Source organism: Parafilimonas sp. (assembly GCF_047606085.1).
Classification (GTDB): Bacteria; Bacteroidota; Bacteroidia; order Chitinophagales; family Chitinophagaceae; genus Parafilimonas.
The window spans coordinates 65,177-77,055 of record NZ_JASGEX010000234.1 but is presented as its reverse complement, the minus strand read 5'-3'; the positions used below and the strand labels follow the sequence as shown (position 1 = coordinate 77,055).

Here is an 11,879-nt window from a genome sequence, read left to right as displayed (position 1 = left end):
ATGAAGAATTATATTATTCTCCTCAGCATATTATCACTGAGCGCCTGCAAAAAAGCGCTTGACCTTTCGCCGGAAAGCAGCATTTCAGATGCAAATTATTGGAAAACGGCAGACCAGTTCGATGCTTTTGTAACAGGCGTTCACACACAGTTTAGGAGTGATAACGTGTACTTTTTGTTTCTTGGTGAACTTCGTTCAGATATTTTCGGCACCGACCCCGGCTCCTCTACTGCATTTACAGGAGAAGCTACACAGGGACTGGAAAACGCCTGGAATCAAACCTTAACTTTAGATAATCCTGTTGTAAGTAATTTCGGTGGCTTTTATTATAATATTAATCAAATTAACCTGTTGATAAATAAAATTTATTCAACGACCGTGCTTACCAGCGCCGACAAAAATTATTACCTTGGAATAGCGTATGGCCTGCGGGCTTTTTATTACTTTCAAATGGTAAGAAGCTGGGGCGATGTGGTAATTCAAACCGACCCTGTTACAAACATTGATGTATCTTCTCTGGCTAAAGCAGCCTCTCCGGCAAGTGATGTAATGCTGCTTATAAAAGAGGATATAGATAGTTCTGAAACAAATTTTGGAACAGATTATTCTTTCATGAACACTAAATCGTTCTGGAGCAAGCCCGCAACGCTTATGCTAAAAGCGGAAGTGTATTTATGGACTGCCCACAGAGACGGGGGAACTGCAGATGCTGCCATAGCCGAAAATGCATTAACTGATATACAGGCTAATGTAAGTGCTCTATCGCTTTTATCAGATTATGAAGACATCTTTTCTACCACCAATCGCGGGAATGATGAAGTAATTTTTGCTTCACGATATTTACTGAATGAAGCAACACAATCATTCATATCCACCTATTTTGTTCCGCAAACCGGCCTTATAGCCAATTATTACGATTCAGTGGAAAACAGGCAGTTTAATACATCAACAGACAATTGGGGCGGCCTGCTGCGGGCGCCGGTTTTAATTTCAACTTTCAGGAAATTTGATGATGCAGACACCCGTAAATGGGTGTCTATACAAGCTGCCTATACTTTAAGCGGAACTGAATATACCATCGCAGGTTGTTTTGCAGGTAAATACTCAGGCGAACAAAGTTCAAGTGTGCGTTATTATACAAACGATTTTATTATTTACCGGTATGCTGATTTGCTCTTACTGCTGGCTGAAGCCAAAGTAATGCTTGGTGAAAGCCCTGCCACAGAAATAAACCAGGTAAGGGCAAGGGCTTTTGGCAGCGCGTACGATGCATCTGTAAATGGTTATCCTAACCAGGCAATAGACAGCGACCCTTATGAAGCAATTTTGCAGGAGCGTTTATATGAATTTATTCTTGAAGGCAAACGCTGGTATGATTTGAGAAGAATGGGAGACGATTACGTATTTGAGCATACCTCCGTGTTATCATCAGAATCCTATAAATTGTTGTGGCCTATTGACAGGTCTTCTTTAACCAACAATAGTGCCCTCGTACAAACAACCGGTTATGCCAGTTTTTAAAGTTAAAAACATATATTAGTTATATACATGGAAATACAACATTTAGGCGGCCTTATTGCTGCTCCCTTTACACCAATGCATAAGGATGGGTCTTTAAACTTATCAGTCATACCTTATTACTACAGGTTATTAAAAACAAATCAGAACACCGGCGCTTTTATCTGTGGTTCAACAGGAGAGGGAGTTTCTTTAACGCTTGCTGAAAAGAAAGAGATGATAAGCGCATGGACAGATTGTACAAAACACGATAATGACTTCAAGGTAATGGCATTAATTGGCGGCACCTGCCTCAGCGACTGTATTGACCTCGCAAAATTTTCAAAGCAGGCAGGCATTTATGCGATTTCATTTACAGCGCCGTTTTATTTTAAGCCATCAACCGTGCAGGTACTGGCTGAATGTTGCAAAACCATTGCTGATGAAGTGCCGGGCATGCCTTTTTATTATTATCATATCCCGGTGCTGAATGGCGTTGGCTTTCCTATGATTGACCTGCTGCAGGCCATTGATGGTGACATACCAAATTTTGCCGGCATTAAATACACGCATGAAGACTTTATGGATTTCCTTTCCTGCCTGCATTTTAAAAACGGCAAATACGATATGCTTTGGGGCAGGGATGAGAACATGCTGGCAGCGCTGGCAACAGGCGCAACAGGCGCTGTGGGCAGCACCTTCAATTATGCAGCGCCATTGTACCACAGTTTAATTGAGGCTTTTAATAAGAATGATTTAAAAACAGCACAGTCATTGCAACAGCAATCCATTGATATGATACGGTTACTTGGCAAATATGGCGGCATTGCAACGGGCAAAGCTTATATGAAATTGATTGGCCTTGATTGCGGCGGATTCAGGTTGCCTGTCAAGAACATGAGCAGGCAGTCTTTCGAATTGTTTAAGAAAGATGTGGAACAATTAAACTTTACAAGCTTTTGTTCACGCATGCCTGCGGCAGCAACAGCACAATAAAGAATGCATTATTTTATCAATAACATTTTACCTGCACTCTGCATGAGTTTGATTTTTTGCGCATGTACGCATGCTGATATAACTGCAATGGAATGGAAGCTGGCGGGTGAATTGCCGCAGGCGGGCAAAGGCCTTGCAGGCCCTGCAACAGGTGTGAGCAATAACAGGCTTATTGTTGCAGGCGGTTCCAACTTTCCTGATGGCATGCCCTGGCTTGGTGGTAAGAAAAAATATTACAGCGAAGGATACATTTATAACAAAGCGAATGAAGATTCACTTGTTTATAATAAATCATTCAGCCTGCCCTTCAATCTTGCGTATGCCGCATCCTGCAGCACACCGAAGGGCATTGTGGTTGCAGGCGGCGAAAACGAAACAGGCATCAGCAATAAAGTATTATTGATTGAGATAAATAAAGCAGATAGTGTAATTACAACGTATTTACCTGAGCTTCCTTTTGCTGTTACCAATGCTGCTATCATATATTATAACAATAAAGTGTACCTGGCAGGCGGTGAATTATCAAATGCAGTATCTGATAAACTTTTAATGCTTGACTTAAATGATACCACAAAAGGATGGCAAAGCCTGCCGCATTTAATGCATCCTGTTTCATACGCGGTGATGGTTACGCAATTCAATGGTATTGATACAAGTATTTATCTTATCGGCGGCAGGAAGAAGAATGATAATGGCATCAGCGATTTATATGCTTATACTTTTGAATTCAATTTGAATAAAAATAAATGGTCACAAAAACAATCATTGCCATATACACTTTCTGCAGGAACAGGTGTTGCAGCAGGCCATCACAACATTATATTGTTTGGCGGCGACAAAGGGATAATCTTTCATAAAACAGAAGAAATTATAGCGGAGATTAATACAATAACGGACGGAACAAAAAAGCAACAGTTAATTGAAGAAAAAAAGCAGTTGCAATCTTCCCATCCCGGCTTTAGTAAGGCGGTGCTTGCATACAATACAATTGAAGATAAATGGACAGCAATTGATTCTATTCCGTTTACTGCGCCTGTAACAACAACAGCCGTAAAGTGGAATGATATGATATTTATTCCCGGCGGCGAAATAAAAGCAGGCGTAAGAACGCCGCAGATTTTATCGGCGAAAATGAATGTAAAATAAAATATGGAGTGATGGTTGTGCATGATAACAAATAAAAAAATAGCGCATGTTACAGCTCCCCCTTCAGGGGGTAAGGGGGCTGCGTGGATTGTCGTTGCGCTGCTGTGGGTAGTGGCTTTATTAAACTATATGGACAGGCAAATGCTCAGCACCATGAGGCCTTCCATGCAGGTGGATATTACCGAACTGCAATCCGCAACCAACTTCGGCCGCCTCATGGCCGTCTTTCTCTGGATATACGGCTTTATGAGCCCGGTATCCGGAATGATAGCTGATAAGCTCAACCGCAAATGGCTGATTGTGGCCAGCCTTTTTGTATGGAGCGGTGTAACATACATGATGGGGTATGCAACAGCTTTCAGCCAGCTATACTGGCTGCGTGCCATTATGGGCATCAGCGAAGCTTTGTATATTCCTGCAGGTTTATCGTTGATAGCCGATTATCATACCGATAAAACCCGTTCGCTTGCCATCGGCATGCACATGACGGGCTTGTATATGGGGCAGGCGCTGGGTGGTTTTGGCGCCACCATCGCCGCTAAGTTTTCGTGGCATCAAACCTTTCACTGGTTTGGCTTAACCGGCGTTATATATGCGCTTGTGCTCATCATTTTTTTAAAAGAAACCAGAACACAATTCAAAGCGGTGAATGCTTCTCAAAACAAAGCATCATTGCTAAAAGGTTTTGGTGTTTTATTCACCAATACCTCGTTCTGGATTATACTTTTTTATTTTGCTGTTCCATCGCTGCCGGGCTGGGGTGTCAAGAACTGGCTGCCTACTTTATTTGCCAGTAATTTAAAGATTGATATGCCGGCGGCAGGCCCGCTTTCAACCATTACCATTGCCGCATCTTCTTTTTTGGGCGTAATCTTTGGCGGCATCTTATCAGACAAATGGGTGCAAAAAAATATACGCGGCAGGATTTATACCAGCGCCACCGGGTTGGCATTAACCATTCCCGCATTGTTGCTGATTGGCTTTGGAGAATCACTCTTTAATGTTATTGGCGCAGCATTTTGTTTTGGCTTTGGATATGGCATGTTTGATGCGAACAATATGCCGATACTCTGCCAGTTTGTGTCACCGCAATACAGAGCCACCGCTTATGGATTAATGAACATGGCCGGTGTGTTTGCAGGCGCATTCATCACAGATATTTTAGGCAAATCAACTGATGCAGGTAACCTGGGTGAAAGCTTTGCGATGCTGAGCGGTATTGTATTGGTGGCGTTGCTTATTCAGTTATATTTTTTGCGGCCAAAAGCGGCAGTAAATGATGATGATGTTTAAAGCTTGAATAAACATTGAAGTATAAAAGTTGTTTGAATTTATTCTTTGGTTACCGGCAAATGAACTTCGATTGAGCTTCGTTGGTCATCTATCCCGATTTTAATCGTGGCCTCCCTTGTACTGTTGTTTTTCATGGCAGCAATATGATGCATCTTTCAGATTATTGTTTATGGCCAAAGAAAAAATAGCAACCGTGTAACGTGGTCAAACGCTTCAAAGCGTCAGACCGGTAATCAAAAGATGAATAATGAGCGGCACGAGGTGTCAGACACCTATCCACACAATTCTAAATTAATTATATAATGAGATATTTATTGATCAGCCTGCTTTTCTTTTGTTCATGCATACAAAGTTTTGCGCAGCAAAAAATTCCTGTTTTTGTTTCAGGAACAGAAGGGCATAAAAGCTATCGTATTCCTGCAATCATTGGTTTGCCCGATGGAAAACTGCTGGCCTTTTGCGAAGGCAGGGTAAACGGCGCCGGCGATTTTGGCGACATCAATATTGTAATGAAGCATAGTACCGATGGCGGCAAAACATGGTCGTCTTTACAAACCATTGCAGATGCTGATTCATTGCAGGCAGGCAACCCTGCACCGGTTGTTGACCTTACTGATCCCTGCTATCCAAACGGCCGCATTTTTTTATTTTATAATACTGGTAACAATCATGAAGGCGAAGTAAGAAAAGGAAACGGTTTGCGTGAAGTATGGTATAAAACATCAACCGATAACGGTGATACATGGAGTGATGCCGTGAACATTACAGCACAGGTGCATCGCCCCAGACAACCGCAAATAAATACAGCCTACAATTTTACGGAAGACTGGAGAAGCTATGCCAATACACCCGGCCATGCCATGCAATTTCAAAGCGGAAAATTTAAAGGAAGGATTTTTGTCGCCGCCAATCATTCTGCAGGTGGGCCGCAACCACATTTTACAGATTATGAAGCGCATGGTTTTTATACCGACGATCATGGCAAAACTTTTCATCTAAGCGCAACGGTCAATTACCCCGGAAGCAATGAATCTATGGCGGCGGAGTTGAGCAATAATAAATTAATGATGAACAGCCGCAACCAAAGCGGAAATGTGAAAGCAAGAATTGTTTCCATCAGCAGCGATGGCTGCGCAACCTGGGATACAACATACATTGATGAGACACTTGTTGACCCTGTAAACCAGGGAAGCATTTTAAATATTGGTACAAAGAAGGGAAAGCACATTATTGCTTTTTGTAATGCAGCAGATACACAACGTAGGGATAATCTTACGCTGCGCATCAGTTATAATGATGGAAAAACATGGAGTAAAGCCATTGTGGTAGATAAAAGCCCTGGTGGAAATGAAAAAGATTTTACCGCTTACTCCGATTTGGTGAAGCTAAACAAGCGTGCAATTGGCGTGTTATACGAAAGGAATGGCTATAAAGAAATTGTTTTTACAGCAGTGAAGTGGAAGTAAAAATTATACAACATGAATTATACAAAGCAAGTTTACCAATGCGCATGAACGTAATTACAAAAAAATCTTTATCCTCGCTGCTGTTTTGTATTATATCTGTTTTTTCATTGGCACAAACGTCAATAAAAGTGCCCTGTATTGGCAATTCGGTAACCTATGGTTATGGCCATAAAAACCCGCAGCTTACATCATATCCCGCACAGCTTCAAAAATTATTGGGTGAAAAATATTCGGTAAAGAATTTTGGCCACAGCGGCGCTACGCTTTTACGTAAAGGGCATAACCCATATTATAAAACCAAAGAATTTGAAGACGCGTTATCGTTTCATCCTGATGTTGCCATTATTCATCTTGGATTGAATGATACCGATCCGCGCAACTGGCCCAACTATCGCGATGAGTTTATGCCGGATTATGCCTGGCTCATTGATACTATCCGCAAAGCGAACCCTTCAGTAAAAATTTTTATCTGTAAACTCACGCCCATCTTCAGCGATCATCCGCGGTTTAAATCAGGAACAAGGGATTGGTCCTGGCAAATACAGGAACTGATTCCACAGATTGCCAAAGCGAATAATACCGGCCTGATAGACCTTCACATACCATTATACAACCGCCCCGATTTATTTCCCGATGCATTGCATCCCAACGAAGAAGGCGCAGCTATTTTGGCAAAGACTGTTTATGAAAAAATAACGGGGGATTTTGGCGGGTTGCAACTGGCTTCTGTGTTTTCATCACATATAGTTTTGCAAAGAAATAAACCCATAAAATTTTATGGCATTGCCAATGCCGGCGAAAAGATCAACATCAGCTTTAATAAAAATCAGCAGACGATTGTTGCAGATGATAATGGAAAATGGAATGTTAAATTTCCTGCCATGCAAGCAGGCGGGCCTTTTTCTGCAAGTTTTGCAACTACTGATAAAAAAATTTTAGTTGATGATATTTTAGTTGGTGAAGTGTGGTTGTGTTCCGGCCAGAGCAATATGTATTTTCCTTTGAGCAGCGCCATAAACGGTGCAGGTGAAATGCAGGCTGCTGAAAAAAACAATACGCTTCATTTATTGAAGATGCAGCCCATTGCAGAAACAGATAATGATGCATGGGATTCATCCATTCTGCAAAAAGTAAATGCGCTTGAATATTTTTCCGGCGCCTGGCAGCAATGCGATTCTGATCATGCAAAAAACTTTTCCGCAGTTGCATATTATTTCGGAAAAAAATTACAGCAGCAACTGCATGTGCCTGTTGGTTTAATTGAAGTGGCGGTTGGCGGCTCTACCACAGAATCATGGATTGACCGTTATACTATGGAATATCACCCGGTGTTGGTAAATGAATTGAGCAACTGGCGTAAATCAGATTTTTTTCAGCCCTGGGTTAGGGAAAGGGCAGATACCAATTTAAACAAGGCAACGAATATCAAACAGCGGCATCCTTATGAACCCTGTTATAATTACGAAGCAGGAATAAAACAGTTTGTTGATTTTCCCATTGCGGGTATAACCTGGTACCAGGGCGAAAGCAATGCGCACAATATTGAACTGCATACAACTGTTTTTCCAGAACTGGTAAAGAGCTGGCGAAAACAATGGGGCTATGATTTCCCTTTTTATTATGTGCAATTGTCTTCGCTTAACCGCCCTTCGTGGGCCTCATTTCGTTACAGCCAGTTGCAATTATTGAAAATGATCCCTAATTCAGGCATGGCCGTTAGCAGCGATGTAGGCGATTCAACCAATGTGCATCCGCACAATAAAAAACCGGTGGGGGAAAGGCTGGCAGCGCTGGCGCTTCATTTCACTTATCAGCAAAAAAATGTTGTTCCTTACGGGCCCATGCCGTTGAAAACTGTTCAGCAAAATAATCAAATCATAATTTTTTTTCAATATGCAGATGGCCTTAAAACCAGTGACAGCGGGGCTTTGCGTGGTTTTAAATTAATGAATGAAAAGGGAATACTGGTGGAGGCAAATGCATTTATTCAAAATAATAAAGTGATTATTCCAATTGATAAAAATGATGCAATAACTGAAGTATTGTATGGATGGGAGCCTTATACGGATGCTAATTTGGTGAACGGTGCAAACCTTCCTGCATCTACATTCAGGTTGAAGATAGAATGATGAATTTGATTGAATATGTAGCGTGCGGTCAGACGCTTTCTGCAACGTCTATGAATTGCTTAATACTTTCCAAAATGTCAGACCGGTTTTTAAATTAATCGCAGAACAATATGATAAGCGTTTGGGTTTATCAGTAAAATATTTTTATGGCTTATTCAACACAACATTTAACTGAACTGAAAAATTTTTATACCAATCAATTATTGAACGATACGATCCCGTTTTGGTTTCCGCGTTCTTATGATATGGAACATGGCGGCTATTTATTAATGCGGGATGCCGATGGCACTTTGATTGATGATGATAAAGCCGTATGGATACAGGGTCGCGCCACGTGGCTGTTATCAACTTTGTATAATACCATTGAAAAAAAACAGGAATGGCTGGAAGGCGCAAAGCTGGGTTATGATTTTTTAAATAAATATTGTTTTGACAGTGATGGGCAAATGTTTTTTCATGTAACAAGGGATGGCAAACCTATTCGTAAAAGAAGGTACTTTTTCTCTGAAACTTTTTATGTGATTGCTGCTGCAGCTTATGCCAGGGCAAGCGGCGATGAAGAAGCGACGAACAATGCACGAAAAGTTTTTGGTGAATGCATTGCCTACGCAACAGGCGAGAAAAACTTAACGCCAAAATTTACTGAAACACGCAAAGCCAAGGGTATTGGCGTGCCGATGATAATGATAAATACGGCACAGCAATTACGGGAAACGATTGGCGATGAACGTTGTGATGCATACATTGAAAAATGGATAAAAGAGATTGAAGCTTATTTTGTAAAAGATGATATACGCTGTGTAATGGAGCAGGTGGCGCCCGATGGCAGCATCATTGATCACATTGATGGAAGAACGTTAAACCCCGGCCATGCCATTGAAGGCGCCTGGTTTATTCTGCATGAAGCGATGTATAGAAATAATGATGCGCATTTAATTGAACTGGGCTGCAAAATGCTTGATTATATGTGGGAACGTGGCTGGGATAATGAACATGGAGGCATCTTATATTTTCGCGATGTTTATAACAAACCTGTACAGGAATACTGGCAGGATATGAAATTCTGGTGGCCGCAAAATGAAACTATTATTGCAACATTACTTGCTTACTTAATTACAGGCAATGAAAAATACGCAACCTGGCATAAGATGATACATGACTATGCTTACAACCATTTTCATGATAAAAATAACGGTGAATGGTACGGTTACCTGCACCGTGATGGAACGATAGCGCAAACAGCAAAGGGCAATTTATTCAAAGGGCCTTTTCATCTGCCAAGGCAGGAATGGTATTGCATGCAAATACTTCAAAAATTTATATAGCTGATGATAAGGCTGCCGTTTGTAATGTTTGCCCGTCAAACAATAAACATTATTCCGCGATGAATTAAAGTATAATAACTTTTACAACGGAAACTAAATTCCTGATTGTATTAATTATGCAAGCCAAATCTTTCTGTCTCACTCAAAGCTTCTCTTTAAAAATTACACAATCGTTTGCAAATATGTAAAAATAGTATAACAGCTACCTTCAACTGGCTAAACAGCGTAAATCAATAGCAGCTATTGATTGTTATAAGGCTGTTTTATTGTTTATCTAACCATATCCTCCAGATGAAATATATAATGCTTATACTTTTTATTGCTGCCGGTTTAAACAGCATAGCGCAGGATGTTAGTCTTGCATTGCAAAAAGCGCCAAAAATAAGCGAAGCTGAACGTACTGTAATGTGGAACAAAATGCCGGCGAATACCGTGGTAAGCTTTGCCCAAAGCGCCATACGTTTTCCGCAACAGCTTCCGCCAGATATCATACAAAAGAATGCATGGAATGTAAAGGCATGGAAGAATGAAAAAGTGCATGTGCAAATAGTCGTGTCTTCAAAAAATAATATCAATAATATAACAGTTGATGCAGGTGATTTGAAGGATGACAAAGGCAATGCCATCAACAGTAAAAATATCTCTACCGGTTTTGTACAATATGTTATAACGGATGAGTTTCGCAATGGCTGCGGTTATCGCAATCCAAAAGATTTTGATTCTTCAGAAGTAGCAGATATTATTAACACAGATATACATTCATCAAGCATCAGTAAAAACACAACGCAAGCTATTTGGTTAAGCATTCATATTCCTGCAAACACACCGGCCGGAATGTATAAAGGAAATATTGTTGTTACAGCAGGTAAGCAATATGTGTTGCAGGCAGCGTTAACGGTTATTGATAAAATATTGCCTGATCCGAAGGACTGGACTTTTCAACTGGATTTCTGGCAACATCCTGCAGCAATTGCAAGAGTGCACAATGTGCCGCTTTGGGGCGATAAACACTTTAACCTGATGCGGAAATATTATACCATGCTTGCCAATGCCGGCCAAAAAATAATTACTGCAGGCATTGTGGATGAACCCTGGGGTCACCAGACGTATGATGATTACCCCGGCCTTATAAAATGGACAAGGAAAAGTGATGGTTCATGGGCCTATGATTACAGCTTGTTTGACAGGTACATTTCTTTTGTAATGAGCTGCGGCATTACCCAAAGAATTAATTGCTACAGCATGGTGCCATGGAAGATCGCTTTCAAATATTATGATGAATTATTGCAGCATGATACCGTGTTTACGGGCGCTATCGGCACACCGGAATACAACGCATTCTGGGGCGCAATGCTGAAAGATTTTACGGCGCATTTAAAAGAAAAAGGCTGGTTTGATATTACGGCTATCGCCATGGATGAGCGGCCTATGGAAGCAATGAAATCTGTAATTGCATTGCTGAAAACCATAGACCCGGGTTGGAAAATTTCATTGGCCGGCGATTACCATCCCGAAATTGAAAATGATATTGATGATTATTGTGTGGCATCGCGATGGGTGTTTCCCGACAGTGTTTTACAGGCGCGTAAACAACAGGGCAAAGCCAGCACCTGGTACACCTGCTGTACAGAAAAATATCCTAACCTTTTTACATTTTCCCCACCCGACGAAGCGGTATGGATTGGCTGGTACACGGCTGCAACCGGTATGGATGGCTACCTGCGCTGGGCATACAACAGCTGGCCTGAAGCACCTTTAAAAGACAGCCGTTTTACAGCATGGCCTGCAGGCGATACTTACCAGGTTTACCCGGGCCCTTTATCGTCTGTACGTTTTGAAAAAACGATTGAAGGCATCCAGGATTTTGAAAAGATAAACATATTGCGTACCGCTTATAAAAACAATGGTGAAACTGTAAAACTTAATGCGCTTGAGGCGGCATTAAAAACTTTCACCATCGAAAAATTATCATCAACACCTGCACAGCAAATGATTGAACAGGCAAAAAATGTTTTGAATGAATGAGG

8 protein-coding genes are annotated in these 11,879 nt (G+C 41.2%); all 8 read left to right on the top strand.

What is annotated here, in order from left to right; all coding sequences use genetic code 11:
* The 8 genes from nanU to QM629_RS21085 all read left to right on the top strand — a co-directional run bounded on the left by nanU (position 1) and on the right by QM629_RS21085 (position 11,877).
* The gene (gene nanU, locus QM629_RS21120) at positions 1-1,521 is read left to right on the top strand and encodes a SusD family outer membrane lipoprotein NanU (RefSeq protein WP_415161898.1); all 1,521 of its coding nucleotides are present in this window, start codon (positions 1-3) and stop codon (positions 1,519-1,521) included.
* A 27-nt stretch (positions 1,522-1,548) separates the two neighbouring features.
* Positions 1,549-2,493 carry a dihydrodipicolinate synthase family protein gene (locus tag QM629_RS21115; RefSeq protein ID WP_415161897.1) on the top strand — a complete coding sequence of 315 codons (945 nt, stop codon included), beginning with the start codon at positions 1,549-1,551 and terminating at the stop codon, positions 2,491-2,493.
* A 42-nt stretch (positions 2,494-2,535) separates the two neighbouring features.
* A complete protein-coding gene (locus QM629_RS21110; RefSeq protein WP_415161896.1) occupies positions 2,536-3,639 on the top strand; it encodes a kelch repeat-containing protein in 1,104 nt (367 codons plus the stop codon).
* Between the two features lie 21 nt (positions 3,640-3,660).
* Positions 3,661-4,932, top strand: coding sequence for an MFS transporter (locus QM629_RS21105; protein ID WP_415161895.1), 1,272 nt, complete (start codon positions 3,661-3,663; stop codon positions 4,930-4,932).
* Between the two features lie 302 nt (positions 4,933-5,234).
* On the top strand, positions 5,235-6,398 hold the full coding sequence (locus QM629_RS21100; protein ID WP_415161894.1) for a sialidase family protein: 1,164 nt from the start codon (positions 5,235-5,237) through the stop codon (positions 6,396-6,398).
* A 44-nt stretch (positions 6,399-6,442) separates the two neighbouring features.
* The gene (locus tag QM629_RS21095) at positions 6,443-8,527 is read left to right on the top strand and encodes a GDSL-type esterase/lipase family protein (protein WP_415161893.1); all 2,085 of its coding nucleotides are present in this window, start codon (positions 6,443-6,445) and stop codon (positions 8,525-8,527) included.
* A 146-nt stretch (positions 8,528-8,673) separates the two neighbouring features.
* Positions 8,674-9,852, top strand: a complete 1,179-nt coding sequence (locus tag QM629_RS21090) for an AGE family epimerase/isomerase (protein WP_415161892.1) — start codon at positions 8,674-8,676, stop codon at positions 9,850-9,852.
* 291 nt (positions 9,853-10,143) lie between these two features.
* Positions 10,144-11,877, top strand: coding sequence for a glycoside hydrolase domain-containing protein (locus QM629_RS21085; RefSeq protein WP_415161891.1), 1,734 nt, complete (start codon positions 10,144-10,146; stop codon positions 11,875-11,877).
* The last annotated feature ends 2 nt before the right edge of the window (positions 11,878-11,879 follow it).